Source organism: Micromonospora sp. NBC_00821 (assembly GCF_036347035.1).
GTDB lineage: Bacteria > Actinomycetota > Actinomycetes > Mycobacteriales > Micromonosporaceae > Micromonospora > Micromonospora hortensis.
In genome coordinates this window covers 1,355,486-1,381,924 of record NZ_CP108880.1, presented here as the reverse complement: position 1 = coordinate 1,381,924, position 26,439 = coordinate 1,355,486, and the positions used below count along the sequence as shown (strand labels likewise).

Below are 26,439 nucleotides of genomic sequence, written 5' to 3'. Positions count from 1 at the left end.
ATACCCAGGGACAGCGGATTATGAGCACGATTCTCGTTAACCACCTCCAACGGCACTGATCAGTGCGAGGGTGGAAATCACGGGACTTCTCGGTCGATGTCCTGGAGCCACCCCATTCGCTCTCCTATCGGGAGGACTTCTGTGCGCGTAAACACCTTGAAGCGGGTCGCCGTCGCATTCGCCCTGGCACTGCCCGGGGCCGCAATCGCCACGGTGATCGCCGCACCGGCGGCGTACGCGGACGGCTGTTACACCTGGAACCGCACCCTGACCCAGGGGCGCTCCGGCGACGACGTCCGCCAGTTGCAGATCCGGGTCGCCGGGTGGGCCGGCTACCGGGACATCGTGGAGAACGACGGCCGCTACGGGCCGAAGACCGCCGCCGCGGTCAAGCGGTTCCAGCAGGCGTACGGGCTGCGCGCCGACGGCATCGCCGGCCCACAGACCTTCGCCAAGCTGTACCAACTCCAGGACAACGACTGCACACCCGCGCACTTCACCTACGGCGAGTTGGACAACGGGTGCGGCGGGAGCGGGTGGAGCGGCGGCCCGCTGTCGGCGAACCAGACCAAGCAGAACGCGCTGCGCACCATGTGGAAGCTTGAGGCGCTGCGCAAGAGCCTCGGTGACAAACCGCTCAACGTGTCGAGCGGTTTCCGCAGTCGCGCCTGCAACAACCAGGTCGGCGGGGCGTCCGACAGCCAACACCTGTACGGCAACGCGGCCGACGTGACCTCACGGACGTCCTCGCTGTGCCAGGTCGCCCGCGGCGCCCGTAACAGCGGCTTCAGTGGGATCTACGGGCCGGGCTACCCCGACCACGACGACCACGTGCACGTCGACTCACGTCGGGAGAACAACAGCGACGACAGCTCGAACACGACGAGCTGGTCCGCCCCGGACTGCGGGGTCGGCAACTGAGCCCACCCGCTCGTAGCGACGTCGGCCCGACGCGGAGGGGGAATCCTCGCGTCGGGCCGACGTCGTGTCGCCCCGGGTCGGATGGGCGGAGGGGTAGCGCGCTCAGCTCGCCCGGGGCCAGCGCGGCGCGGTGACGGGGGGAGTCACCGGCCGGCCAGCAACGGTGGGCCGTACCCCCTGGGGGACGACCCGCGCGGCCTGTTGCCGCGACGGCCCGGTCGCCGTGAACGGGAACGGCACGTGCACGAACGGATTGCCATGCCGGATCAACGCCTCGATCTGCCGCTCGTTGAGCCCGTGTGTCTCCAACACCCGACGCCCCCAGCGGTGCAGACGGCACGGGTAGGAAGCGCCGTCGTTGCGGCACAGCGGCCCGGTGGGCCACTCCTCGGCGGTGTGCACGACCACCGCCCGGACCGCGAGCCGGACATCCTCCGGGGTCAGTGGTGCCGGCATTGGCACCTCACCCAGTACCTGATCGATGGGATCCGTCGACTGCTCACCAACTCGCACGGCAGGCCTCCCGCAGTTCGGCAGCGGTACGGCGGACCTACCGCACCGACATCCTCGGCCATGGGTACGGCGGACACCGGACGAAAGTTCAATTCCGGTACGCGGTAAGCAGATCCTCCGCCGACAGCACCCGGATGCCGTCCACGGCGGTGCCACTGCGCGACACGGCAACGACCGGCACCGACTCGTCGGCGCCGGGCAGCAGAGAGCGGTGCAGGAGCAGCCGGCCCAGGTCATGCGCGTCAAAGGGTCGGCTCTCCTGCCACTTGACCGATCCCACGAAGCTGATCCTCTGAGCGACTGGCGCACGGTCGGCGCCGACGATATCGATCTCCGGGTCGTTGGTCCGGGTCCAGTAGCCGCCGATCGTCGCCGCCTCCGCCGGCAGATGGTCACCGGGCAGTCGGCGCAGCGCCTCCCGGACGACAGGTTCGATGGCCCGCCCCCGCCAGGACGTCCACGACCGGTCGATCCGGTCCAGGGTCAGGTCGCCACGCCCCCGCTCGATCTCGGAGAGGTGCGGTCCGAGAAACGACAACCAGAAGCGCAGGTACGGATCGGCCACCGCGTACCGGGTCTCCCGCGACGGCTTGGTCGACAGCGGAACGGTGACCTCCACTGCCCGCTTCTGGGTCAGCAGGCGCAGGGCGCGGTTGAGGGACGCCTGCGGAAGATCCCCTGCCGCGCGGGAGATCAGCGAGAAGGTCCGCTCACCGGAACCGATGGCACGCAGCACCAGACCCGCCTGGGACTGGGGCGGGAACTCCGCCGCCAGGGCCCGCTCGCCGCTCACCAGCAGGGCAGAGGTCGGATCCCGTACCGCGTCGGTCAGATACTCGCGGACGGACGCACCGGTCGGCCACTCGTCGAGGATCAGCGGCAGACCGCCGGACACCAGGTAGGCGTCGAACGCGTCGGCGGCGGACAGGCCGAGCATGTCGCTGACGTCGGCCGGGCTCAGCGGCGGAATGACCATTTCCGTGGCTCGCTGGTGGAATGGCCTGCCGTAGTCGTTGAGGGCCTCCATCATGGCCAGGTCCGATCCGACGCAGATCAGCAGGACCGGCCGTCGGGACAACTCGCGATCGAAGACCTTCTGCAGCGTTCCCTCGAAGCCCGGGTCGCCAGCGATGAGGTACGGCATCTCGTCCAGGACGACGACGCTGGGCCGGTCGGACGGCAGCGCGGCGGCGAGCAGGGTCAGCGCGGCGTCCCAGGTCTGTGGTTGCTGCTCCCGAAGGATCTGCGCACCCGGCAGCGTCGAGGCGGCCGCCTCCTCCACGAAGAGGGCGAGCTCGGCTGCGACGCTCGGCTGCGCGGAGGCGGTGAAGAAGAGGTACGGCACCTCGGCCCGCTCCACGAACTCCTCGACCAGTCGGGACTTGCCTACCCGCCGGCGACCGCGCATGAGCAGGGCCCGCCCAGGCCGACCGGCACGGCCACCCCGTCGCACCCGAGAGAGCATGCCGCCCAGGAGATCAAGTTCACGGTCCCGCCCGACAAAGCCGTCCACGATCACCCCTGACACAACCAACGATGGAACAACCAAATTTGAGTGTAACCTCATCCGTGTTGGTGTGCCCGATCATTCGGCGCGTGTGAAACCGCTCGTCAAACGAGGCCGGCGTCGTGCACGAGCAGCGCCACCTGGACCCGGTTGTTCAGCTCCAGTCGGGTCAGCAGCCGGGAGACGTACGCCTTCACCGTCGCCACGCTCATGAACAACTCCCCCGCGATCTCCGCGTTGGTGTGGCCCCGCCCCAGCGCGACAGCCACCTGCCGCTCCCGCTCGCTGAGCCCGGTGAGCAGCCGCAACGCCCGCTCGCGGCGCGGGTCCGGGCCGACCGGGCCGGGGGCGGCTGCGGTCACGTGGGCGATCAACGTCCGGGTCACCGTCGGCGAGAGCGTCGCCTCGCCCGCCGCGACCCGGCGTACGGCTCGCACGATCTCCGCCGGTGGGGTGTCCTTGAGCAGGAAACCGGCCGCCCCGGCGCGGAGCGCCCGCAGCACCTGTTCGTCGGCGTCGAAGGTGGTCAGCACCAGCACTTCCGGCGGGTGCGGTTGGGCACGCAGCGCCTCGGTGGCGGTCAGCCCGTCGACCCGAGGCATTCGGATGTCCATCAGCACCACGTCCGGGGTGTACGCGGCGACGGCCGCCGGCACCTCGCCACCGTCGGCCGCCTCGCCGACCACTGCCAGGTCCGGCAGACCGCCGAGGATCATCGAGAGCCCGGCCCGGACCAACGCGTCGTCGTCCACGATCAGCACGCGTACCGGCGGCGCGGCCCCGCCGGCCGGCCCGGTCGCGTCCGGCGGTCCGGCTGCGCCGGCAGGGCTGGTCACGCCGGCCACGGCAGCCAGGCGGCCAGCCGGAAGTCACCGCTGTCGTCCCGACCGTAGGCGAGTCGACCGCCGGCCAGGGTCACCCGTTCGCTGATGCCGACCAGGCCGGTGCCGGCACCGGGCAGAGTGTCGCCGGCCGGCGCCCCGACCGGCCACCGGTTGCCGATCGCCACTGTCAACCCGGCGCCCGGCCCGCCGGCCACGTCCACTGTGACGGCCGCGCCGGCGGCGTGCTTGCGGGCGTTGGTCAGCCCCTCCTGCACGATCCGGTACGCGGCCCGGCCCAGCGCAGCCGGCACCTCCCCAGGGCTGGTGACGCTGTCGCTGACGTTCACCCGCACCCCGGCCGACCGCGACTCGGCGATCAGGGCCGGCAGGTCGGCGAGGGTCGGCTGCGGTGGCTCGGGGGCGTCGCCGGCACCGTCATCCTCGGCCCGGAGCACCCCGATCACCTCCCGCAGGTCCTGGAGGGCGGCGTGCGCGCTGCCCCGGATCACCCCGGCGGCACGGGCCACCTCGTCGGCCGGCGCGTCCGGGCGGAACTCCAGCGCACCCGCGTGCAGGCTGAGCAGCGAGATCCGGTGGGCCAGCACGTCGTGCATCTCCCGGGCGATCCGGGTGCGTTCGAGGTGGCGGGCCTGGGTGACCCGCAGTTGCTGCTCCGCCTCGGCCCGCTCGGCCCGCTCCCGCAACGACATGATCAACTGCCGGCGGGCCCGGACGAACATCCCCCAGGCCAGCACGGCGAAGCTGAGCACCACACCCCAGGACGCGGTCTCCCAGTACGACATGTGCGGATCCGGACGCACCCAACTGAAGACCAGGTTCGTGAGAAGGCCGGCACCGGTGACCGCTATCGCGACGGCCGTCCGTCGATGCACCACCACCGTGAAGTAGAAGATGAGAAGTGGAATGGCGGCGGCCAGCGCAAACAGGGTCAGCGGTGTCGTGGCCACCAACAGCCCGAGCGGCCACCGTCGGCGCAGCCAGAGCAACCCACAGCAGACAAGACCGAGCAGCGCGTCAACGCCGGTCATCCAGTCGTACGGCAGCGGGACCGCCATCGCCGGATCCGGCGACAGGGCGTCCGCGGTGACGAACAGCACCCAGAGCAGGGAGACCAGGAAGGCCAGGGTGTCGACCGCCCAGTCCCGGGTGGTGCGGCGCGGCCGTCGGGTCGCCGCGTCCGGGCTGACCGCGCCGGCCAGCGCCCCGGGCAGCAGCCAGGGGTGCTCCGGGACGGCGATGCTGGTCACGACGCCATGCTAGGCAGCCGAGGGGCGACACGACCAGCTACCAAAGTCGAGATCCGATGATCGACCAAGGTCGACGGGGCACCGACCGGTGGCCGCAGCGGATGGCCGGGCGGCGCGGGCAGTCTGAACCGCATGATCACCGTGGAGAACCTCACCAAGCGATACGGGCCACACCCGGCCGTGGACGACGTGTCGTTCCAGTGCGAGCCGGGCACCGTCACCGGCTTCCTCGGCCCCAACGGCGCCGGCAAGTCGACCACCATGCGCATGATCTGCGGGCTGACCACGCCGACCGCCGGCCGCGCGACCGTCTCCGGGCACCCGTACCAGGATCTGCCCAACCCGGGGCGGGAGGTCGGCGTGCTGCTGGACGCCTCCGCCCAGCACGCCGGGCGCACCGGCCGCGAGGCGTTGACGCTGTCCGCGTACACAATGGGTCTGGACCGGCGCGAGGTCGCCGCGAAGCTCGACCTGGTCGGGTTGAACGCGGTGGCAGCGAAGCGCCGGGTCCGGGCGTACTCCCTGGGCATGCGCCAACGGCTCGGGCTGGCGCACGCGCTGCTCGGCGACCCCCGGGTGTTGATCCTCGACGAGCCGGCCAACGGCCTGGACCCGGAGGGGATCTTCTGGATGCGCGGCCTGCTGCGCGACTTCGCCGACCGGGGCGGCACCGTGCTGCTCTCCTCCCACCTGCTGCGCGAGGTGGAGGCGGTCGCGGACCGGCTGGTGGTGATCGGGGGTGGCCGGATCGTGGCTCAGGGCGACAAGAACGAGTTGCTGGCCGGCGGCGGCACCGTGGTCCGGGCCCGCGACGGTGCGGCGCTGCGCCGGGCGCTGGAGGTGGCCAACCTGAGCGCCGCCGACAGCTCGGAGGGGCTGCTCGTCCAGGCCGACGCCGAGGCGGTCGGCCAGGCCGCCGCCGATGCCGGCGTCGCGCTGGCCGAACTGCGCCCCGCCACCGGCGGTGGCCTCGAACAGCTCTTCCTCACCCTGACCGCCGGCGAATCGACCAAGGAGGCCGTCCGATGACCACCACCACCGCGCCCGCCGCCGGCGCCGTCGCGCCCCGGCACCACACGCCGGTACGCCGACCGTCGCTTCTCCGGCTCACCGCCGTGGAGGTGCGCAAGCTCGTCGACACCCGGGCCGGCCGCTGGCTCCTGATCACCATCGGCCTGGTCACCGCCGCGATCGTCACCCTGCAACTGATCTACGCCGGGGACGCCGACCAGACGTTCCCCAACTTCTTCGTCCCCTCGCTGCTGCCGGTGTCGGTGCTGCTGCCGGTGTTGGGCATCCTGTCGATCACCAGTGAGTGGTCGCAGCGCACCGCCCTCACCACGTACGCCCTGGTGCCCCGCCGGGAGCGGGTGGTCGCCGCGAAGCTGATCGCCGTGTCGCTGACAGCGCTCGCCTCGGTGCTGGCCAGTCTCGCCGTCGCCGCCGTCGGCACGCTGGTGGCGTCCGCCACCGGCGGGGCGGGCACCTGGGAGTTCGACTGGTCGCTGGTCCTGAACGCGGGAATCCTCCAGGTCACCAGCGTGTTGATGGGTGCCGCCTTCGGTCTGCTGCTGCTCAACCCGCCGCTGGCGATCGTCGGCTACCTGCTGCTGCCCACCCTGTGGGGGGTGCTCGGCGAGATGGTCAAGCCGCTGCGCGGTCCGTCCGAATGGCTGGACACCAGCAAGACCATGGAACCGTTGTTCAGCAGCGACGCCATCACCGGCGAGCAGTGGGGGCGGGTAGCGGTCTCCCTGTTGGTCTGGATGGTCCTCCCGCTGGCCGCCGGCCTGTTCCGGACGCTGCGCCGCGAGGTGTCCTGATCATGGACGTGGCCGGCTACCGTCCGCGCACCGTGGTCAGCGGTGGCCCGCTGGAGCTGGCGGTCATGTGGGGTGGCTTCCCGCTGCTCGGCGCGGGCGCCGGATGGCTGCTCGCGGCGGCGACGGGCTGGCTCGCCCGGCTGCCCTGGGTGCCGTTCAGCGACCTGATCGAGTGGTTGGACCGGCTGCCCGAGCCGCAGGCCACCGCCGGCACCATCGGTGTGGGCGTCCTGGCCGGCCTGGTCATCGCCGGGATCGGCACCGCCGAACGGTTGATCGTCACCGTCGACGGGGCGCAGGTCCAGCTGCGCCGCTCCGATGAGAACCGGACCATCGCCCGGGTCGACACCCGGGTGGCCTTCCTCGCCGACAAGCACCTGGTGCTGCTCGACGCCGACGGCGCGGAACTGGTCCGGGAGTCGACGGACCTTCCGGCCGCCCAACTGGCGGCGGCGTTCCGGGAGCACGGCTGGGGCTGGGCGGACGACGACCCGCACCGGTCGGCGTACCGGCTGTGGGTTCCGGACCTGCCCGGATTGCCGGCCGGCGCGGACGCGCTGCTGCGCGCCCGGGATCGGGCCATCCAGCGGGACCGCCGCGACGACGCCCGGGAGCTGCGCCGCGAGCTGGGCCAGATCGGGGTGGTGCTGCGCGACGAGGGCAAGCGGCAGTACTGGCGGTTGACCACAAAGGCCCTCGCCCCCGGGCCGGAGCGGCCGACTTCGGCCGAGCGGAAGGCGGACGGGCGGTAGCGTCTGTCCCAGCAGACCCTGGGAGCCGCGCGATGACCGAACAGCAGCCGTACCGGGTGGTGTCCCGACACCCCGGCTTCGAGCTGCGTCGGTACCCCGCCCACCTGGTGGCCGAGATGCAGATCCAGGCATCGTTCACCCGGGCGCCGATCGAGGCGTTCCGGCCGCTGGCCGCGTACATCGGTGGCGCCAATCGGGCCCGGCACCCGATCGGCTCCGCCGCTCCGGCGACGGCGGCGGCCGGCGGCTCGGAAAAGATCGCCATGACCGTGCCGGTGGTGCAGATCGAGGGTGAGTGGCCGGGCGCGTACCTGATCCAGTTCGTCATGCCGGCCAGCTTCACCACCGCCACCCTGCCCGAACCGGTGGACGCCCGGGTGCGGATCCACGCGGTTCCGGCGCGGCTGGCGGCGGCGATGCGGTTCTCCGGGCGGTGGACGGAGCAGGCGTTCAGCCAGCGGGCCACAATGCTTGGCCGGTCGGTGACCGCGGCCGGGCTGCAACCGACAGGCGCGATCCGGTACGCGCGCTTCGACCCGCCGTGGAAGCCGTGGTTCCTGCGCCGCAACGAGGTGGTGCTGCCGGTCGTCGAATGAGCTACCTGAGCTGCCGACGATCCTCGACGCTGGGCCGCGCCAGCAGCACTGCCATACCCAGCCCGGAGAGCAGCCCGGCCAGGGAGGCCAGCAGATCGGAGTCGGCGGCGTGGATCGGGCTGTTGCCAGCCAGGGCGGTGAACGTCGCGCCGACCGGCATCATGATCATCATGGGAATGGCAGTGGCCACCAGGAACACCACCGGGCCCACAAGCGCGATGAGCGCGGCCAGGGCGTGGTGCCACCAGATCGGCCGACCGCCCGGCCAGTCCCACGCCAGCAGTGTGACCCCGGTGAGCAGCACCGCCCCGAGAGCGACCTCCGGCAGGAGGCGTGTGCCGGGCGCTGTGGCACGGACCAGCCCGACGCCGAGCAGGGCCACCACTGTCAGACCTGCCGCCAGCCCAACACGAACCCGGGTCCGCGCCGGAGCCGCCGCCAGCGCGGCACCGACTGCCACTGCCACCAGCAGCGCCGCGGTGACCAGGGCACCCTGGTTCAGCTCCGGCTCCCGGTCGGTCGGTGACTCCATCGCGGCCGCCACCAGCGTCAGCACCCCGGCCACGCAGGCCGCCCCGGTCAGCACCCGCCGATCGGAAGCCGGGAGCGTGCCGCGCTCCCGTCCCGACGACGTACCAGGCTCCCGCGCTGGCAGCGTGCGGCGCTCCCACCAGAGCAGAAGCGCCGTGACCACGCCGAGCACGGCGCACCCGGCGACGGCGAGCAGCACCGTCGCGTCGGAGCCGATCGGGTCGGCCCGGTCGATCGCCACGTCGGCGGCGACCCAGCAGCCGCCCAGCACCACCGCCGGGCCGCACCACCGCATCAGCCCTCGCCCAGCCAGCACCAATCCGAGCGGCACCGCCATGATCGCCATGAATCGCAGGTCGCGCGCCCAGTAGGTGTTGTTGCCCGGCAGGTGCTCCGACCACGGGCCGAGCGGCTCGGTCAGCGGTTGCCACGTGGTCATGCCGTACGCCCAGAGCACGACGGCGGCGGCGGAGAGGAGCAGCCCGACCGGCCGCGCGGATCGCATCAGTGGACGGTAACGGCCCAACCGCCAGTGCGGGAGGGCGCGGTCATCCGCCGACCGGTGACCGGGCGGGACTGTGGCGCAGCAGCCGCCACGTCGGCAGCACACTGGACAGCACCGCGAGCAGCAGACACAGCCCCACCACACCGGCGACCACCGACCACGGCATCACCAGGTCGACGGGGGCGCCGACCTGCTCGGCGAGGCCGGCGCTGATGCTGAGCAGACCGACGAACGCGACGGCACCACCCAGCAGCGCGCCGATCAGGACCACCAGTGCGGACTCCGCCGTGACCAGCCAGATGACCTGCCGTCGGGTCGCCCCGGCCATCCGGATCAGCCGCAGGTCCGCGGCGCGGCCGGCAGCGGCCAGCAGCAGCGTGTTGGCCACCGCGATGGCGCCGTAGCCGGCGGACACCCCGATCAGCAGCAGTGTGAAGAGCCAGACGAGGCGGTCCTCGGCGGCGTCCGCCTCGGCCGCCCAGCCCGGGACGTCGAGGATCCGCGCGCCGACCGGTGGATCGATGCGATTCCGGACGAACACGGTGGACGTCAGCGCCGACGGGTCGTGCGCCCGCACCACGGCCCGGGGTACGAGCAGGTCGCCGGGGATCGAGGCGTCGTCGACCACGGCGACGACGCGCAACGACACAGTCGTCCCGTCGGCGAACACCACCGGGTACGGCTCGGACGGCAGCCGATTCGCCGAGGCGGTTACCACCACAGCGTCGTCACCCCTCAGATCGTTCAGCGAACCGGCGACGACGGTGAGCACCCGGTTCGCGGCGGCGAAGCCCTCCGGGTCCACGCCGAGCGCGGTCATCGGCCGGTTCGGCGGCGACGTTCCGGGGTCGGTGCGGTAGACGGTGGTCGGCAGGAGGGCGGTGCCACCGCTCGCGGTGACGGCCCGATCGGACAGGCCGGGTGCATGGTCCGGCACGACGATCCAGCCGGCGTTCACGTTGTCCGCCCGACCCGCGGCGTACGCGGCGGTGCTGGTGCGCACCATTCCGGACACCAGCACCGCGAACGCGACAGTGAGCAGCACCGGCGCCGCGATGGCGGCGGTCCGCCGGGTCGCTGTCAACGCCCCGCCCCGGACCAGCATCCCGATCGCGCCACCGGGGCGACGCACCGGAGAACGCAGCAGCCACACCAGTGGCCCGACCACCACCGGGGCGAGCACAGTGGTGCCGGCCACCAGCGCCATCACCGCGTAGAGCGCGTACTGCGCCCCCACCCGCGCCTCGTCGGCGGTCGCCGTCCCCACACTGAGCGCGGCCCCCGTCGCGAGAAGCAGCACCCCGGTGGCGACGCGCAGCCGCCCGATCGGTCGCTGCTCCACAGCAGCCTCGCGTAACGCCTCCAACGGGCGGACCCGCGCCGCCCGGCGGGACGCCGACCAGACGGCCAGCAACGCGATCACCGGCCCGGCGGTGAGCGAGACCGCGACCGGCCAGAGTTCGTAGCGGACCCGGAAGGTCGACGGTTCGTAGCCGACGTCGACCAGCAGCCGGCCCAGCAACGGGGCGAGCGCCGCGCCCACCAGCAGGCCGACGAGCCCCGCCGACACGCCGACGGCGAGCGCCTCGGCGTACACCATGCGGCGGACCTGGCGTCCGGTGGCGCCGACGGCGCGCAGCAGGCCCAGTTCGCGGCGGCGCTGCGCGATGGTGAACGCGAAGGTGGAGGCGACCACGAACACCGTGACGAAGCCGGCGAGGGCTGCCGTGGCGGTGAGCACCTGCATGCCGATCCACCGGGTACGGGCGTCGCCGCGCGGCTCCAGCGCACCACGGGCGGCACCGGTGAGCACCCGTCCGTCCCCGGCGACGACTCCGCGAGCCGCAGTGGCGACGCGCTCGGGGTCGGCGTCCGGGGCGAGCACCAGCCCGATGGCCCGCACGCCGGGCGCGAGCGCGGCGGCGACCTCGTCCGCGACATGGACGCCGGGTCCGTCGACCAGACCGGTGACTGTGTACGACTCCGGGCCCGCCGCGGTCAGCACTGTGACCGGTGCGCCGACGCGCAGTCCGAGCGCCCTGTCGACGACCACCTCGCCGGGCCGGCGGGGTGGCTCGCCAGCGGTGAGGCGCAGCCCACCGAGTTGGGCGCTGGACCAGCCGTGCCCCTGGTAGGCGTCCTCCCGCCGGGTGTCGGCGGCCGAGGGCCGGCCGTCGACGAGCGGCTGGGCGTAGAAGGTGCGGTCCGGCACCGCCGCCACCACGTCCGGCAGACCGGCCAGTCTGCCGGTCAACTCCGCCGCCGCGCTGGCGGACCAGGGCCGGGTCGGCACGAACTCGTCAGCTGACGCACCCGCGTCCGGGCTCTGCACCACGACCGCTGCCCGCGTCAGCCGGTCCGGCACCTGCGGGCGGCCGGAAGCGAGCAGCAGGGTGGCCGCCGCGACCAGCGTGACCCCGATGGCGACGGCCACGAACGCGCTCGCCGACCGCCGGACGCTCAGCACGACGACTCCGCGACGGTCTCCCGCTCGGCGATCCGGGCGGCGACGACGGCGGCGGTGATCGGGCCGGTCAGCTCGTCGACGACGCGGCCGTCGGCCAGCAGGAGGACCCGATCGGCGCACGCGGCGGCGGCGGGATCGTGGGTCACCATCACGACGGTCTGCCCGTGGTCGTCGACGAGCGTTCGCAGCAGCCGGAGCACCTGCCGGGAGGACGCGCTGTCCAACGCCCCGGTCGGCTCGTCGGCGAAGACCACCGCCGGACGGGTGATCAACGCTCGGGCCACGGCGACGCGCTGCTGCTCCCCGCCGGACAGCTCACTCGGCCGGTGCCCGGCCCGGTCGGCGAGGCCGACGGCGTCGAGGGCGGCGGCCACGTCCCCGGCCGGCGGGCGGCGGCGGGCCAGACGCGACGGCAACTCGACGTTCTGCGCGGCGGTCAGCGTGGACACGAGGTTGAACGCCTGGAAGACGAAGCCGATCCGGTCTCGCCGCAGCCGGGTCAGCTCGTCCTCACCGAGGTCGTTGAGGCTGGTGCCGTCGATCGTGACGGTCCCCTCGGTCGGACGGTCCAGCCCCGCCGCGCAGTGCAGCAGTGTGGACTTCCCCGAGCCGGAGGGGCCCATCACCGCAGTGAACGTGCCGCTCGCGAAGCTTGTGGTCACGCCGTCGAGCGCCGTCACCCGCCGGGTTCCGGTGCCGTACACCGCGCGCAGCCCCGTCAGGGTCACCGTGTCTGTGGTCATGACCGTTACCGTGCCGAATGCCGGGGGTGCGGCGCGTCGTGCCGGGGCGGGCACTTTCCGACCCTCCCCCGGGTGGACGCGGCGGCCCGCAACCGCCGGCGGGTCGTCCTGCGGGATGACCACCCGCAGGCGGACGCGGCCAGCCCAGTCGGCCGTTACCGTTCGACGGATGACCGCTCTTCTGCTCACCCGACGGATGCGGCCGGTGGACCTGTACAGGGTGGACGCCCTGCTGGCGGTGGCCGTCGGTGGGCTGCTCTGCCCGTACGCCGCGCTGGAATCGCCGCTGCACGGCGGCGTACGCGAACCGCTCTGGGTGTCGGTGCTGGTCGGGATGGCCCTCGGACTGCCGTTGGCCGTCCGGCGACGGTGGCCGATGACGGTGGCCGTCGTGATCAGCTCGATCACCACCGTTGCCCTGATCACCGGGGTGATACCCAACTTCGCGGCCGCCGCTCCGGCGTTCGCCATCGGCCTGTCCTTCTACACGGTGGCTGTGTTGACGCCCACCCGCCGGTCGATGCTGTGCGCCGCCGGTTGTCTGGCGTTGGTGAGCGTCGGCCTGGCGCTGACCGCTGGCGACCTCTGGTCGCGGACCGGCGGTGTCGTCTACGCCACCGTCATGGTCGCGCCGGCCTGGGTGATCGGTTGGCTGATCCGGGAGCGACGCGCCCTCGCCACCCGGCAGAGTGATCAGCTGGTCCGTCAGGCCGCCACCGAGGAGCGGTTGCGGGTGGCGCGTGAACTGCACGACGTGGTCGCGCACACGCTCAGTCTCATAGTGGTGAAGGCGGCCGTCGCCAATCACGTCGCCGAGGCCGACCCCCGCGAGGCGGGCGCCGCGCTGCGGGTCATCGAGGAGACCGGCCGCACCGCGCTGACCGACGTCCGTCGGGTGCTCGGCGTGCTGCGCGAGGACAGCCCGTACGCGCCGACACCAGGGCTGGACGAGTTGCCCCTCCTCGCCCGGCAGGCGGCGATCGGCGGCGTCGACGTTCAGCTCGACGTGCGGCGGGACGAGCCGACCGGCGCGGTGCCGGAGTCGGTGGGCCTCGCTGTGTACCGGATCGTGCAGGAGGCGGTGACGAACGTGGTGAAGCACGCGGCGCCGGCCGCCTGCCGGGCTACGGTGACCGTCCGGCCCGACGAGGTGCGGGTGGAGGTGACCGACGACGGCCAGCGGCCGGTCCTGCTCGGCGGGGAGGGGCACGGGTTGATCGGCATGCGGGAACGGGTGGCGCTGCACGGCGGGGAGTTCCGCGCCGGCCCCCGCTCCGACGGTGGCTTCACGGTGACGGCCAGCCTCCCCTACCGGGTGGCCGCGTGATCCGCGTGCTGATCGCCGACGACCAGGCGCTGCTGCGCGGCAGTTTCCGGCTGCTGGTCGACCTCAGCCCGGACTGCACCACTGTCGGCGAGGCGGGCACCGGTGTGGAGGCTGTCGCGTTGACGGAGCAGCACCGGCCGGATGTGGTGCTGATGGACGTCCGGATGCCGGAGATGGACGGCATCGAGGCGACCCGGCGGATCTGCGCCGACCCGGCGACGGCCGACACCCGGGTCATCATCCTGACCACGTTCGACCTCGACGAGTACGTCTACGGGGCGTTGCGCGCCGGGGCCAGTGGGTTCCTGCTCAAGGACACCCCACCGGCGGACCTGCTGACCGGGATCCGGGTGGTCGCCGCCGGAGAGGGGCTGCTCGCGCCGACGGTGACCCGCCGGCTGATCGACGAGTTCGCCCGGCAGCCGGAGCCGACCAGGCCGCTGCCCCGGCGCCTCGACGGGGTGACCGACCGGGAACGGCAGGTGCTCGCGTTGATCGCCCGGGGCCTGTCCAACGCGGAGTTGGCCGCGCACCTCAACCTCAGCCAGGCCACCGTCAAGACCCACGTCGGGCGGCTGCTGACCAAGCTGGCGGTACGCGACCGCGCCCAACTGGTCATCGTCGCGTACGAGACGGGCCTTGCGGGTCCCCACCGGTCGGGGTAGCGAGGTCGTGTCTCGACGTGGGCGAGTTGACCTCCAGGAAAGACCGGCGATTCGCTGGGTGGCGACCGGCGGTGGAAGCCTATCGATCCCGTCCGACAGCTCCGCTCACACCGCTAGGCTGACGCCGGACCCATGTGGACGGAGGAGGACGGGATGACCCGGTACGTCGCCCTGCTGCGTGGGATCAACGTCGGCACCACCCGACTGGCGATGGCCGACCTGCGCCGGATCGTCACCGACCTCGGGCACGCCGACGTCACGACGTACCTGCAGAGCGGCAACGTGGCCTTCGGCAGCTCGGTGCGCGACGCGGAGAAGCTGGCCGCCGGCATCGCTCGGGCGCTCACCGACGAGCTGGCGTTGACAGTGCCGGTGCTGGTGCGCAGCGGCCGCGAGTTGGCGGCGATCGCCGGCGGCAACCCGTACGCCGACCGGGAGGACGACCCGACGCGACTGTTGGTGGCCTTCCTCGCCACCGCACCGAGCAAGTCCAGTGTGGACGCTTTGGCTGTGCCCGGTGGCGAGAACGTGTCGTTCACTGTGACCGGCCGGGAGGTGTTCCTGCACTACGTCGACGGCGGCTACGGGCGGTCGAAGTTCACGAACGCGTACCTGGAGAAGAAGCTCGGCGTGGTGGCCACCTCCCGCAACTGGAAGTCGGTGCGGGCCCTCGCGGAGATGACCGCTTCCTGACCGGGGTGGGGGCCACTGCTCGGCGACCCCCACCGACGCTGCTCAGAAGTGGTAAGCGGTCTCGTACTCGGGGACCAGCACGCGGCTGCGCGGCGAGATCCGGCGCACCGCCGCGATCATCTCGTTCAGCCGGGTGCGATCGGTCGGGGCGACCGGCGGCGGGTTCCGCAACGCCGTCTCGAAGTTGTCGTAGTGCACCGGCACCACGACCTTCGGGTAGTCGAGGCCGGCCAGCAGCCGGGGCAGGTAGTCGCCGGTGGTGGTGGCGTTCTGCATGGCCACCATCGCCACGTCGGGCGCGAGGCCGGTGAGGTTCCGCTCGGCGACGTCGCTGGCCCCGGTGAAGTAGACCGACGGTCCGCCGTCGACCCGCAGCAGGTAGCCCAGCGTGTCGCCCTCCGGGAGGTCGGCGATGGTGGCCGGCTGCGGCGGCGGGCTGACCCGCACCCCGGGAAAGGCCACCGAGTACGACGGGTTGCGGCTGTGCAGTGAGCCGACCACCTCGACGCTGTGGTCGCCGAAGTCCAGCACCTCCCCACCCTTGACGGCGCTGAGCTGCGTCGACGGCAGCCCGTAGGCCAACCCCAGGTGGTACGCGGTCAGCGTGCCGAACACCCGTGCGCCGGTGCGCTCGGCGATGTACGGCACGTCCATGAAGTGGTCCCAGTGGGTGTGCGTGACCAGCACCGTCGTGGCCCGGTCGACCCGCGGGTCGATCACGTCGGTGCGCACCGTCAACGCGGTATCGGTCTTGAACGCCCCGGTGAACAGCCCGGTGTCGATCCGGCTGAGGAACGGGTCGACGAGAACGGTGCGGTCGCCGATGTCGACGCGCCAGCCGGCCGTACCCCACCAGCGGAAGCTGACCGCGCCCTTGCGGCGAGCGGTCGGCGTGGGCGCGGCGGTCGAGGGTGCGGCCTGGGCCGGGGTGGCGACGCCGGCGGCGAGGCCACCGGCGGAGACCAGGGCGGTGGTGGCGGCGGCGTCGCGCAGGAAGCGTCGGCGGTCGAGACTGGGCATGCGGATCTACTCCCCGTGGTCGGGTGATGTGTCGACCACGAGCCAAGCAGTGGCACCGGGCGCCAGTCCAAGATCAAGGGCCGTCGGCTTTGATACGCCAGCGGATATCGGTCCTGCTCAGCGGGGGTGCGGCGGCGGGCGGAGGGTCGCGAAATCAGTCGCCGCGCAGCGCCTCGACGGCCGTCCGGGCGGCCTCCCCCATCGCCAGGTCCACGTCGATGCGGCGCGCAGTCAACTGTTCGGCGCGGGCGAAGACGGCGATCGCGTACCGGCCGCCGTCGGGGTATTCGGCGACCCCGGCCTCCAGGTGGAACCCGGGCAGGGTGCCGGTCTTTCCGGAGACCCGGACGCCGGGCGGGAAACCGGCGGCCAGCCGGGTCCAGAAGATCTGCCGGGCCATCCAGGTGCGGACCATCGCGCAGGCCGCCGCCGGCCCGGCCTCGTCCCGCCAGATCAGCGTGAGCAGCCGGGTGATCTCCCGGGCGGTGCTGGACGTGGTGTGCGCGGGGTCGAAGACCCGCATCGCCCGGACCCGGTCCGCCGGCAGCGTGGGGAAGATCCGGGCGAACTCCGCCTCGGTCCGGGCGCCCACGTCGGCGAGCATCATCTCGACCAGTTCCCGAGGGCCACCGAGGACGCGGGTACGGGTCAGCCCCAGCTCGACGGCGAGCATCGGCAGCAGGTCCGGGCCGACCCGGCGCAGCAGCAGATCGGCGGCCGTGTTGTCGGTGACCGACATGGCGAAGTACGCGAGGTCGCGTAGCGACACCTCGGCGTCGTCGTCACAGCCGGCCAGACCCCACCCACCGAGCCGGTCGGCGGCGGTGACCAGTACCCGCTCGGTCGGGTCCAGCTGACCGGCCTCGACCTGCCGGGCGAACTCCAACACCAGCAGGATCTTGAAGATCGAGGCGATCACCACCTGCTCGTCGGCCCGCACCCCGACCTCACCGGGCCCGCCGACCGGTCCGCCGTCGTCGACGACTCTCAGGTCGACGGCGTCCAGCTCCACGACGTGCAGGCTGGCCGTCACCCCGACGGCGGCGAAGATGGCCTCGATCCGTTCCTCCACGTCCACGCCAGCACGGTATCCAGCGCCGCAGTGGTCGCGCTGGCGTAGGGTCCCGGCCGTGGATCTGCTCCGGCACCTGCGGCACTTCGTGGTGGTCGCACACGAACTGCACTTCGGGCGGGCCGCGGAGCTGCTCGGGATGGCCCAGCCGCCACTGAGCCAGTCGATCCAGCGGCTGGAACGGGAGCTGACTGTCGAGCTGTTCGACAGGTCCCGCCGGCAGGTGCGCCTCACCACCGCCGGGGAGCTGCTGCTCGGCGAGGCGGAGGAACTACTCGCCGGCGAGGGTCGGCTCCGCAGCCTGATGGGGCAGATCCGCGCCGGTGAGCTGGGCGTACTCCGCGCCGGGGTGCCACCGGAGACGCCCGCCGTGACGCTGCGCTCACTGCTGGACGGGCTCACCACCCGGGCGCCCGGCCTGGACGTGGAACTGCACGAGCTGACCACTGCCGAGCAGGTGCGGATGCTCACCGAGCGGACCCTGGACGTGGGGCTCGTGCATCACCCGGTGGCGGCGGACGGGCTGCGCTTCGGCGCCCCGGTCGACGTACCCCTGGGGGTGCTGCTGCCGCGCACCTCGCCGCTGGCCCGCGGCCGCGAGGTGACGCTCGCGTCGCTGGCCGGTCTGGACCTGGTGGCCGCTCCCCGCGCCACCGCCCCCGGCTGGCACGACCACCTGCTGGCGGTGTGCCGGCAGCACGGGTGGCGCCCGGCCCGGGTGCGTCCGGCCCGCAACCCGGAGTTCCTGTGCGGGCTGGTGCTGGCCGGCGGCGGGGTGGCAGTGGAACCGGCGGCGGTGGCCCGCCGGGAACCCCGGATGGCCTGGCGGCCGATCAGCGACGCGCCGCTGACCAAGCGCACCTCGGCGGCCTGGCCGGATCGGTCGGCGCACCCGGCGGCGGCGATGTTCGGCCAACTCGCCGCGGAGGTGCTGGCCGACGCCGAGCCCACAGCTCCCGCGCCGGCCGCGACGTCGGTGCCGGCCGCACGGCCGTGGCCGGTGCTGTTCGACACGACCGGGTGAACCGACGGGCCGTCGCGTTCGTCACCCCCGATTGGGCGGTGGATCGTCCACCCACCCGGGTATGGATGACAGGAAACGAAGACGAGAAGGAGCCGCAGTGGCAATCACGATTCCCGACATCAGCCTGAACGACGGCACCACCATTCCGCAGCTCGGCTTCGGGGTGTTCCAGATCGAGCCGAAGGACACTGTCGCGGCGGTGACCGCCGCCTTCGAGGTGGGCTACCGGCACATCGACACCGCGCAGATGTACGGCAACGAGGCCGAGGTCGGCGAGGCGGTACGCGTGTCCGGCCTCGACCGGGGTTCGGTCTACGTGACCAGCAAGCTGAACAACGCCTTCCACCGCCCCGACGACGCCCGCAGGGCGTTCGACTCGACGCTCGCGGCGCTGAAGATGGACTACATCGACCTGTTCCTGATCCACTGGCCGCTGCCCACCCTCTACGACGGCGACTACGTCTCGACCTGGAAGGTGCTGGAGGAGTTCCAGCGCGACGGCCGGGCCCGCTCGATCGGCGTGTCGAACTTCCAGGTGTCGCACCTGGAGCGGCTGGCCGCCGAGGCGAGCGTCGTGCCGGCGGTCAACCAGATCGAGGCGCACCCGTACTTCACCAACGACGAGGTCCGCGCCTACGGCCGTGAGCACAACATCCTCACCGAGGCGTGGTCGCCGATCGCGCAGGGCAAGGTGCTCGACGATCCGACGGTCGTCGACATCGCCGGGCAGCTCGACCGGACCCCGGCGCAGGTGGTGCTTCGCTGGCACGTGCAGCGCGGCGACATCATCTTCCCGAAGTCGACCACCCCGAAGCGGATCGAGGAGAACACCCGGATCTTCGACTTCGAGTTGGACGACGCCGCGATGGAGCGGATCACCGCGCTGGACAAGGGCGAGGCGGGCCGGCAGGGCCCGAACCCGGACACCTTCGCCTACCTGCCCAACTGACCTGGGCCGCCGAGGGGCGGGCGCCGCAGCGGTGGCGCCCGCCCCTCCCCCCGATGCGACCCCCCTGGTCAGACGCGGCCCACGGAGTCCTGGTTCTGCAGCACGAGCCACCGGCCGTGCTGGTACGTGTAGCTGACCCCGATCAACAGCGGCACCCTGGTGCCGGTGGCCGGCACCGCGTAGACGGAGTCGAACAGCACGAACCCGGTCCGGCAGCCCACCACGGTCCGTTTGGCCACACTGAACGACTGGGTCCAGGAATCATCGGCGAAGAACCCGCGCAGCCAGTCCACGGTGGCCCGTTTGCCGTCGAGCACCTCTCCGTCGGAGGCGAAGACGGAGGTGACCTCGGGGTGCAGCAGCGCGGCGAAGCCGTCCAGGTCGCGCCGGGCGGTGGTCTCCACGTACGCCCGGACGGCGCGGTCGAAGGCGCGCTCGCAGCCGTGGGCCGTCGCGTCCCCGGTTGTGGTGTCGCCCGGGCCGGGGGTGGCGGCCGACACCGCGGCCGGAGCGGCGGCGAGGAGGCCGGCGGTGAGCCCGAGCAGGGCGATCGTGCGGCCGAGCCGGCCGGCGGGACGGGCGGAGGCGGGTGGGCGCATCGGTTTCTCCTCAGGAGGGGTGGTGTTGCCGTCGCAGCCAACCCGGCCAGCGACGCAGTCGGCCAGTGATTCGAACCCACTCGAATGCGGACGGCACATCGATGCCACCGCTTGTACGATCCGCGCTGTGATGGTCACGCATCTGGACGGTTCGAGCCTCGCCCGGCTCCGGTTGGCGATCTCGCCGGCCTGGGAGGTGACGTCCTGGCTGCGGGCCGCGCTCTCGCGATTCGGGCATCCGGTGCACGGCGATCCCGGTCCGGCCGCCCGCGCCGCGCTGCGGCACCCCGACGTAGCCCTGGTCGCGGAGCTGGTGACCCCGCCCGGCCGGGTCGGCTACACGCCGGACCTGCTCACGCCGAAGCCGCCGCTGGGCCCGCTCGACGCGATCTTCGAGCAGCAGTTGGCGGCCATGGCGGCGACCCCTGCCAACGAGGTGGCGACGCAGGTGAACGAGCGGTTCCCGACGGGCCCGATGCCGACGCGGGTCCGCGCGGCGGTCGAGGACGGCACCCTCGCCCGGCGGGTCACCGATGGGCTGCGGCACTTCTGGCGGACCTCGCTCGCCGAGCAGTGGCCGGCGGTGCGGGCCACGCTGGAGGCCGAACTGGCCGTGCGGGCCACCGCGATGGCCACCGCCGGGGTGGGCAGCATGCTGAACGGCCTGCACCCGAAGGTCGGCTGGACCGGCAGGTCGCTGACCATCGACAGCTCGTACCGGATCACCACGGCGCTGACCGACGCGGAGCTGGTGCTCGCGCCGTCCGCGCTGGCCTGGCCCCAGGTGTCCACCCAGCTCTGCGACGAGGGCAACGCCGTGCTGGTCTACCCGGTCGGCGCCGGACGGGCGGACCAGCGCCGGGCGGGTCGGCTCGGTGACCTGGTCGGTGCGAGCCGGGCGGCCATCCTGGCGGACCTGGACGTGCCCCGGTCCACCGGGCAGCTCAGCGAGCGCCACCGGCTGGCCCCGGCCACCGTCTCCTACCACCTGGGGGTGCTGTTGCGCTCCGGTCTGGTGGTGCGCACCAGGGAGCGGCACAGCGTGCTCTACCGGCGGTCCGACCACGGGGACGGGCTGGTCGGCTGCCGGCCAGGTCAGGGCGCGACCCGCGACGTCGTGCTCCGCCCACAGCCGCGCGAACCGGGGCGAGATACCGAGCAGCTCGGTGACCAGCTCACGGATCGCCGGGTCGGCCGGGTAACGGCCGTAGGCGGCCCGCAGGTCCGCCACTGAGCGCTTGACCTGGAGTGCGCTCCAGCCGGCACTGTGACTCGTGCGCCCACCGGTAGGGCGCACGAGAGGAGACCCCCATGCGGTACCGCACAATCGGCGCCGACCCGGCGACCCGGCGCGAGGTCAGCGTGCTCAGCCTCGGCGCGATGCTCTTCGGCAGCGCCACCGACGAGGCCACCTCGTACGCGATCCTCGACCGGTACGTCGAGGCCGGCGGCACATTCATCGACACGTCGGACAACTACGCGTTCTGGGTGGACGGCGGGCAGGGCGGGCAGAGCGAGGAGCTGCTCGGCCGGTGGCGGCGCAGCCGGGGCGTCGGCGCCGAGATCGTCATCGCCACCAAGCTGGGCGCCCGACCGCTGGCCCCGGGGACCAGCTACCTGGACAACGCCGAGGGCCTCTCCGCCAAGGTGATCCGTGAGTCCGCGGAGCGCAGCCGGGAACGGCTCGGGGTGGAGCGGCTGGACCTGCTCTACGCGCACATCGAGGACCGAACCGTGCCGCTCCAGGAGACCGTGGAGGGCTTCGCCGAGCTGGTCGCCGAGGGCACCGTGGGTCTGCTGGGCGCCAGCAACCACCGGGCCTGGCGGGTGGAGCGGGCCCGCGCGTTGGCCGCCGCCGCCGGCCTGCCGGGGTACGAGGTGCTCCAGTACCACCGCAGTTACCTGCCGAACCGCACCGACCTGATCAGCGAACTGGACCCGGACGGCGAGCCGGGCGGTGTCAGCGGTGACCTGCTCAGCTACCTGCGGGCCGAGCCCGAGTTGACCCTGGTGGCGTACTCACCGCTGCTCAAGGGGGCGTTCACCAGGGCGGACAAGCCCCTCAGCTCGGCGTACGACCTGCCGAGCGCGCCACGGCGACTGGCCGCGCTGCGGGAGGTGGCTGAGCAGAGCGGCGCTACCGTCAACCAGGTGGTGCTCGCCTGGCTGCTGGGCGGGGAGCTGCCGTCCATTCCGCTGGTGGGCGCCTCGTCGGTGGCGCAGTTGGAGGAGAGCCTGGCAGCGGTCGACCTGGAGCTGACCGCCGAGCAACGGCACCGCCTCGACACCACCTGGTGACCTGTCACCGGCCGCCCCGCCGACCTCAGCTCACCGTCGGTGGGGCGGTCAGGTCGAGCTGCCAGTCGTTGGCCCGCATCATCTGCCCCGGCGGGTATTCGAAACCGGTCTCGCCGAGCAGCGTGAAGCCTGCCTTGCGGCACACAGCGTTCGAGGCGGGATTGTCGACCGAGGGGTAGGCGTGGGCGTAGTGCCGGTCCCGTCGGGCGCGAGCCACGTCCACCACGGCGCGCACCGCCGCGGTCGCCAGCCCCTGCCCCCGGTACGCGGGCAGCACCGCCCAGCCCAGCTCGTACACCGGCTGGTCGCGCCACTCGCGGGCCCAGTAGCCGACGCTGCCCGCCCGCACCCCGTCCGCCAGCACCAGCGTGAACATGCAGCCCTGCTCGGTGCCCGAGAAGTGCACGTAACGATCGTGCCGGGCGAGCACCTGCTCGTCGGTCTCCGGGCCGCCGGTGTGCTTGCGGGTGTCCGGTGAGTTGAGCTGCCGCAGCAGGTCGAGGTCGTCCTCGTGCCACGGCTCGATGCGTACCTGTGCCATTCCGCGCCCCCGTTCGTCGACCCCCAGTCAAGCGGATCCCACCGACATTTCGCCCCGAACCGCGCCCGCTAGATCGGATCTAGCGGGCGCGTGACGTCACCTCGCGCCTTCAGTGTGGAAGGGAGGTGGGCCATGGCACCGTTGCGGATCGCCGTGATCGTCGGCAGCACCCGGGAGGGACGAGTCGGCGACCGGCTGGCGGCCTGGTTCGTCGAGCAGGCCGTGCGGCACGACGACCTGGCGGTGACTGTCGTTGACCTGACCGAGTACGACTTCCCGGCCACCTACCCCGCCGAGCCGACCGCGTCCATCCGGGCGTTCGTCCGCGAGGTGGGCCGGGCGGACGCGTTCGTCGTGGTCACCCCCGAGTACAACCACAGCTTCCCGGCGCCCTTGAAACAAGCCATCGACTACGCGTACGACGAGTGGCAGGCCAAAGCGGTCGGCTTCGTGTCGTACGGCTGTCGCTCCACCGGCCAGCACGCGGTCGACCAACTACGTACCGTCTTCACCGCACTGCACGCGATGACGGTGCGCGACGTCGTCGGGATCGACCTGCTCGCCGGCGAGCCGACCGCCCAGTGCACCGACGAACGGCAACGCGACGTCGGCGTCCTGCTCGACCAGCTGCGCTGGTGGGGTCTGACACTGCGCGACGGCCGGGCGGCTCGACCCTACGTCTCCTGAACACGTCCAACACGAAAGGTAAGGATCATGAGTAGACGCACCACCGGTCTGGCCATCGAGGCCGAGGGGCTCACCCGCTCGTTCGGGGACACCCGGGCGCTGGCCGGCATCGACCTCCAGGTGCCCGCCGGCACCGTCTACGGTCTGCTCGGCCCGAACGGCGCGGGCAAGACCACAGCGGTCCGGGTGCTCGCCACGTTGCTGCGACCCGACGGCGGCTCGGCCCGGGTCTTCGGGCACGACGTGGTCACCGAGGCCGACAAGGTCCGTTCCCGGGTCAGCCTCACCGGCCAGTACGCCTCCGTCGACGAGGACCTGACCGGCACGGAGAACCTGGTGCTCCTCGCCCGCCTGCTCGGCCTGCGCAAGCCGGCCGCTCGGGAGCGCGCCGCGGCCCTGCTGGCCGCGTTCGGTCTGACCGAGGCGAGTGACCGCCAGGTGAAGAAGTACTCGGGCGGGATGCGGCGACGCATCGACATCGCCGCCAGCATCCTGAACACCCCGGATCTGCTCTTCCTCGACGAGCCGACGACCGGCCTCGACCCGCGCAGCCGCAACCAGGTGTGGGAGATCGTCCGGGCGGTGGTGTCGCACGGCACGACGGTGCTGCTGACCACCCAGTACCTCGACGAGGCCGACCAGCTCGCGGGACGGATCGCTGTCGTCGACAACGGCCGGGTGATCGCGGAGGGCACCCCTGGTGAGTTGAAGTCGTCGATCGGCTCCGGCACCGTCCACCTGCGACTGCGCGACCCCGCTCAGCGCCCCGAGGCGGAGCGGGTGCTCCGGGAGGCACTCGACGTACCGGTGCAGCTCGCCGCCGATCCGGTGGCGTTGACCGCCCGCGTCGGCGAGGCCGGCACCGACCTCGACGCCAGCTCCCAGGCCGCTCGCGTGCTCGGCGACCTGGCCCGCGCCGGCATCGTGGTCGACAACTTCTCCCTCGGCCAGCCGAGCCTGGACGAGGTCTTCCTGGCCCTGACCGACCACCCCGCCGTGCCGACCGACGAGCGCGACGACGAGCTGGAGGCAGCCCGATGAGCGACACCACCACCACCACTACCGAACGGGCGCCGACCGTCTACGTCCCGTCCGCCGAGGCGCTGGCGACAGTGCTCGCGCCCGGTTCCCGACCGCCCCGGCCGAGCGCGCTGGGCGCGTCGCTCACCTTCGGCTGGCGGGCCATGCTGAAGATCAAGCACGTGCCGGAGCAGCTCTTCGACGTAACCGCGTTCCCGATCATCATGGTGCTGATGTTCACGTACCTGTTCGGTGGCGCCCTCGCCGGCAGCCCGCGCGAGTATCTGCAGTTCTTCCTGCCCGGCATCATGGTGACCAGCGTCGTCATGATCACCATGTACACCGGCATCGGCCTCAACACCGACATCGAGAAGGGCATCTTCGACCGGTTCCGGACGCTGCCCATCTGGCGCCCGGCCGCCCTGGTCGGCATGATCTTCGGCGACGTGCTGCGCTACATCCTCGCCGCCGTGGTGATCCTGGGGCTCGGGCTGGTGCTCGGGTTCCGCCCCGAAGGCGGGGTGGTCGGGGCTGTCGTCGGGATCGGGCTGCTGGTGGTCTTCTCGTTCGCGTTCTCCTGGGTGTGGACGTTCTTCGGCCTGATCCTGCGCAGCGAGAAGTCGGTGATGGGGGTCAGCATGATGGTGCTGTTCCCGCTGACGTTCCTGAGCAACGTCTTCGTCGAGCCGAGCACCATGCCCGGCTGGCTCCAGGCGTTCGTGAAGGTCAACCCGGTGACGCAACTGGTGGCCGCGATCCGCGGAGCGATGAGCGGCGAGTCGGACCCGTCGGCCACGATGTGGCTGCTGCTCTGGAGCGCCGGCTTCGTCCTGGTCTTCGGCACCCTGACCATGTACAGGTACAACCGCCGCTAACCCCACCCCACCCACCCACCCCGCCCCGCCCCGCCCCGCCCCGCCCCCGCGATCTTGCACTTACTGTCCCGACAAAGGTGGCGAATCCACCTGAACCGGCGACCGAAAGTGCAAGATCGCGGAGGGCTGGGGTGGGTTGGGTTGGGTTGGGGTTAGAGCTTCCAGGGCAGCGGCCCGGGGGGCAGGTAGCGGCAGGTGGTGCCTGTGGAGACGGCGTCGCGCAGGTGGCCCGCCAGTGCCGGGTGTCGGTCGTCGAGCTTGCGGAACGTGTCACGGATTCGCGCGGTCACTGTCTTTCGGGCCCGTTCGGCCTCGTCGCCCAGTCGGCGGCTTCGGCCGGCCAGCCCCGCCGCGGCACGCAGCTCGTCGAGCAACGCACCCCGCTCGGCGTCCAGCTTGGCCACCTTCTGGTCGTCGTCGCGGGCGGCGGCCCGGTCGATCTCCTCGTCGAGGCGGGCCAGGTGCCGCCGGTAGCGGGCCTTCGCCTCATCGTCGAGGACCGGGTCGGCGCCCAACCGGCGGGCGGCGACCAGCTCCGGCCCGGCCGTCGGGTCGAGCAACTCCACGGCGGGCACATCGCTGCCCGGACGGCTGAGCAGCAGGTGCAGGTCGTGTAGGCCCTTGGCGTCGGGCAGGTGCACGACGACACCCTCGTACGCGAGCTGCCAGACCGGCCCGTCGCGCCGAAACTCGTACCCCTCGATCGCAGCCGCGACCGGCGCGGCCCGGCCGGGCGCGACAGCCTGGCCCGACCCGACAGCCTGGCCCGAGCCGACAGCCTGGCCCGAGCCGACAGCCTGGCCCGACCCGACGGCCTGGCCCGACCCAGCAACCTGGCCCGACCCGACAGCCTGGCCGGGCGCGACAGCCTGGGCCGACCCGGCGGCCTGGGCCGGGAGGTCGGCGTCGAGGGCTGTCGGGGCGGCGAGCCGGTGGAGCACCTGCGTCATGCCGAGGGCTGTCGCCTCCTGGATGGCGGCGGCGCGCAACGCGGTCGACGTCGCGGAGTCGCCCGGGTGACCTCGGCCGGCGAGGGCGTTCACGAGGCCGGTGCGGGCGAGCAGCGACCAGGGTCGCGAGCCCAGCCGGTCGGCGGAGTCCCGAGCGGCGGCGAAGCCGGCGATGGCGTCGTCCCAGCGTTCCTGGGCGGCGTCGATCAGCGCCAGCCAGTGGTCGACGGGGCCACTGATGTCGCAGCCGAAGAGCCCTACCGTCCACT

26 protein-coding genes and 2 pseudogenes are annotated in these 26,439 nt (G+C 72.4%); 15 read left to right on the top strand and 13 right to left on the bottom strand.

Annotated elements, in window-relative coordinates; translation table 11 throughout:
- Positions 1-141: 141 nt before the first annotated feature.
- Positions 142-921, top strand: coding sequence for a D-Ala-D-Ala carboxypeptidase family metallohydrolase (locus OHB44_RS06455; protein ID WP_238683440.1), 780 nt, complete (start codon positions 142-144; stop codon positions 919-921).
- A gap of 102 nt (positions 922-1,023) precedes the next feature.
- Here the strand turns inward: OHB44_RS06455 and OHB44_RS06450 are convergent, their stop codons facing one another.
- The 4 genes from OHB44_RS06450 to OHB44_RS06435 form a co-directional block, all read right to left on the bottom strand.
- A complete protein-coding gene (locus OHB44_RS06450; protein WP_266303551.1) occupies positions 1,024-1,377 on the bottom strand; it encodes a hypothetical protein in 354 nt (117 codons plus the stop codon).
- 145 nt (positions 1,378-1,522) lie between these two features.
- Positions 1,523-2,899, bottom strand: coding sequence for an ATP-binding protein (locus tag OHB44_RS06445; protein WP_442932654.1), 1,377 nt, complete (start codon positions 2,897-2,899; stop codon positions 1,523-1,525).
- Between the two features lie 146 nt (positions 2,900-3,045).
- On the bottom strand, positions 3,046-3,795 hold the full coding sequence (locus OHB44_RS06440; RefSeq protein ID WP_266305209.1) for a response regulator transcription factor: 750 nt from the start codon (positions 3,793-3,795) through the stop codon (positions 3,046-3,048).
- Entirely contained in the window at positions 3,774-5,033 is a 1,260-nt protein-coding gene (locus tag OHB44_RS06435; RefSeq protein WP_238683442.1) for a sensor histidine kinase, read from the bottom strand. Before OHB44_RS06435 ends, OHB44_RS06440 begins: the two co-directional genes overlap by 22 nt.
- Positions 5,034-5,165: 132 nt before the next feature.
- Here OHB44_RS06435 and OHB44_RS06430 point away from each other — a divergent pair, with 132 nt between their 5' ends.
- The 4 genes from OHB44_RS06430 to OHB44_RS06415 are packed head-to-tail and all read left to right on the top strand — an operon-like array spanning position 5,166 to position 8,204.
- Positions 5,166-6,062: an ABC transporter ATP-binding protein gene (locus tag OHB44_RS06430; protein WP_238683443.1), complete on the top strand. Its 897-nt coding sequence runs from the start codon at positions 5,166-5,168 to the stop codon at positions 6,060-6,062.
- The gene (locus tag OHB44_RS06425) at positions 6,059-6,856 is read left to right on the top strand and encodes an ABC transporter permease (protein WP_238683444.1); all 798 of its coding nucleotides are present in this window, start codon (positions 6,059-6,061) and stop codon (positions 6,854-6,856) included. Before OHB44_RS06430 ends, OHB44_RS06425 begins: the two co-directional genes overlap by 4 nt.
- A 2-nt stretch (positions 6,857-6,858) precedes the next feature.
- Complete coding sequence (locus tag OHB44_RS06420) at positions 6,859-7,608, top strand: YqeB family protein (protein ID WP_266303553.1); 750 nt, start codon at positions 6,859-6,861, stop codon at positions 7,606-7,608.
- 32 nt (positions 7,609-7,640) lie between these two features.
- Positions 7,641-8,204: an SOUL family heme-binding protein gene (locus OHB44_RS06415; protein WP_330439921.1), complete on the top strand. Its 564-nt coding sequence runs from the start codon at positions 7,641-7,643 to the stop codon at positions 8,202-8,204.
- A gap of 1 nt (position 8,205) precedes the next feature.
- Here the strand turns inward: OHB44_RS06415 and OHB44_RS06410 are convergent, their stop codons facing one another.
- Genes OHB44_RS06410 through OHB44_RS06400 form a run of 3 tightly spaced genes read right to left on the bottom strand, consistent with a single transcriptional unit; the run spans position 8,206 to position 12,450 of the window.
- Positions 8,206-9,240 carry a hypothetical protein gene (locus OHB44_RS06410; RefSeq protein WP_330439920.1) on the bottom strand — a complete coding sequence of 345 codons (1,035 nt, stop codon included), beginning with the start codon at positions 9,238-9,240 and terminating at the stop codon, positions 8,206-8,208.
- A gap of 43 nt (positions 9,241-9,283) precedes the next feature.
- Positions 9,284-11,707, bottom strand: coding sequence for an ABC transporter permease (locus OHB44_RS06405; RefSeq protein WP_330439918.1), 2,424 nt, complete (start codon positions 11,705-11,707; stop codon positions 9,284-9,286).
- The gene (locus OHB44_RS06400; protein ID WP_330439916.1) at positions 11,701-12,450 is read right to left on the bottom strand and encodes an ABC transporter ATP-binding protein; all 750 of its coding nucleotides are present in this window, start codon (positions 12,448-12,450) and stop codon (positions 11,701-11,703) included. The genes OHB44_RS06405 and OHB44_RS06400 overlap by 7 nt, the downstream gene beginning before the upstream one ends.
- 169 nt (positions 12,451-12,619) lie before the next feature.
- On the opposite strand from OHB44_RS06400, the gene OHB44_RS06395 reads away from it, so the two are divergent.
- The 3 genes from OHB44_RS06395 to OHB44_RS06385 all read left to right on the top strand — a co-directional run bounded on the left by OHB44_RS06395 (position 12,620) and on the right by OHB44_RS06385 (position 15,135).
- Complete coding sequence (locus OHB44_RS06395) at positions 12,620-13,777, top strand: sensor histidine kinase (protein ID WP_238683450.1); 1,158 nt, start codon at positions 12,620-12,622, stop codon at positions 13,775-13,777.
- Positions 13,774-14,442 carry a response regulator transcription factor gene (locus OHB44_RS06390; protein WP_330439915.1) on the top strand — a complete coding sequence of 223 codons (669 nt, stop codon included), beginning with the start codon at positions 13,774-13,776 and terminating at the stop codon, positions 14,440-14,442. Before OHB44_RS06395 ends, OHB44_RS06390 begins: the two co-directional genes overlap by 4 nt.
- A gap of 153 nt (positions 14,443-14,595) precedes the next feature.
- Entirely contained in the window at positions 14,596-15,135 is a 540-nt protein-coding gene (locus OHB44_RS06385; RefSeq protein WP_238683452.1) for a DUF1697 domain-containing protein, read from the top strand.
- A gap of 42 nt (positions 15,136-15,177) precedes the next feature.
- Here the strand turns inward: OHB44_RS06385 and OHB44_RS06380 are convergent, their stop codons facing one another.
- Positions 15,178-16,155, bottom strand: coding sequence for an MBL fold metallo-hydrolase (locus tag OHB44_RS06380; RefSeq protein ID WP_238683453.1), 978 nt, complete (start codon positions 16,153-16,155; stop codon positions 15,178-15,180).
- Positions 16,156-16,309: 154 nt separating this feature from the next.
- Complete coding sequence (locus OHB44_RS06375) at positions 16,310-17,233, bottom strand: serine hydrolase (RefSeq protein ID WP_238683454.1); 924 nt, start codon at positions 17,231-17,233, stop codon at positions 16,310-16,312.
- A 52-nt stretch (positions 17,234-17,285) separates the two neighbouring features.
- Between OHB44_RS06375 and OHB44_RS06370 the strand changes: the two genes are divergently transcribed.
- Together OHB44_RS06370 and OHB44_RS06365 are read left to right on the top strand one after the other, a co-directional pair.
- On the top strand, positions 17,286-18,251 hold the full coding sequence (locus OHB44_RS06370) for a LysR family transcriptional regulator (protein WP_238683455.1): 966 nt from the start codon (positions 17,286-17,288) through the stop codon (positions 18,249-18,251).
- A 97-nt stretch (positions 18,252-18,348) separates the two neighbouring features.
- Positions 18,349-19,200 (top strand): aldo/keto reductase, encoded by an 852-nt coding sequence (locus OHB44_RS06365; protein ID WP_238683456.1) that lies wholly within the window; start codon positions 18,349-18,351, stop codon positions 19,198-19,200.
- A gap of 68 nt (positions 19,201-19,268) precedes the next feature.
- On the opposite strand, the gene OHB44_RS06360 is transcribed toward OHB44_RS06365, so the two are convergent.
- Positions 19,269-19,799, bottom strand: a complete 531-nt coding sequence (locus OHB44_RS06360; protein WP_238683457.1) for a nuclear transport factor 2 family protein — start codon at positions 19,797-19,799, stop codon at positions 19,269-19,271.
- A 130-nt stretch (positions 19,800-19,929) separates the two neighbouring features.
- On the opposite strand from OHB44_RS06360, the pseudogene OHB44_RS06355 reads away from it, so the two are divergent.
- A pseudogene (locus OHB44_RS06355) lies at positions 19,930-20,808 on the top strand (DUF5937 family protein); the annotation flags it as partial.
- Positions 20,809-20,958: 150 nt separating this feature from the next.
- Here OHB44_RS06355 and OHB44_RS06350 read toward each other — a convergent pair.
- A pseudogene (locus tag OHB44_RS06350) lies at positions 20,959-21,030 on the bottom strand (hypothetical protein); the annotation flags it as partial.
- A gap of 80 nt (positions 21,031-21,110) precedes the next feature.
- On the opposite strand from OHB44_RS06350, the gene OHB44_RS06345 reads away from it, so the two are divergent.
- Positions 21,111-22,097 (top strand): aldo/keto reductase, encoded by a 987-nt coding sequence (locus OHB44_RS06345; protein WP_238683458.1) that lies wholly within the window; start codon positions 21,111-21,113, stop codon positions 22,095-22,097.
- A 25-nt stretch (positions 22,098-22,122) separates the two neighbouring features.
- Here OHB44_RS06345 and OHB44_RS06340 read toward each other — a convergent pair whose 3' ends face one another.
- Complete coding sequence (locus OHB44_RS06340) at positions 22,123-22,638, bottom strand: GNAT family N-acetyltransferase (RefSeq protein WP_238683459.1); 516 nt, start codon at positions 22,636-22,638, stop codon at positions 22,123-22,125.
- Between the two features lie 132 nt (positions 22,639-22,770).
- On the opposite strand from OHB44_RS06340, the gene OHB44_RS06335 reads away from it, so the two are divergent.
- Genes OHB44_RS06335 through OHB44_RS06325 form a run of 3 tightly spaced genes read left to right on the top strand, consistent with a single transcriptional unit; the run spans position 22,771 to position 25,220 of the window.
- Entirely contained in the window at positions 22,771-23,325 is a 555-nt protein-coding gene (locus tag OHB44_RS06335; RefSeq protein WP_330439913.1) for an NADPH-dependent FMN reductase, read from the top strand.
- A 27-nt stretch (positions 23,326-23,352) separates the two neighbouring features.
- Positions 23,353-24,366, top strand: a complete 1,014-nt coding sequence (locus tag OHB44_RS06330; RefSeq protein ID WP_238683461.1) for an ATP-binding cassette domain-containing protein — start codon at positions 23,353-23,355, stop codon at positions 24,364-24,366.
- Positions 24,363-25,220: an ABC transporter permease gene (locus OHB44_RS06325; protein ID WP_266303560.1), complete on the top strand. Its 858-nt coding sequence runs from the start codon at positions 24,363-24,365 to the stop codon at positions 25,218-25,220. The genes OHB44_RS06330 and OHB44_RS06325 overlap by 4 nt, the downstream gene beginning before the upstream one ends.
- Before the next feature lie 486 nt (positions 25,221-25,706).
- Here the strand turns inward: OHB44_RS06325 and OHB44_RS33430 are convergent, their stop codons facing one another.
- Positions 25,707-26,438, bottom strand: coding sequence for a hypothetical protein (locus OHB44_RS33430; RefSeq protein ID WP_442932685.1), 732 nt, complete (start codon positions 26,436-26,438; stop codon positions 25,707-25,709).
- Between the last annotated feature and the right edge of the window lies 1 nt (position 26,439).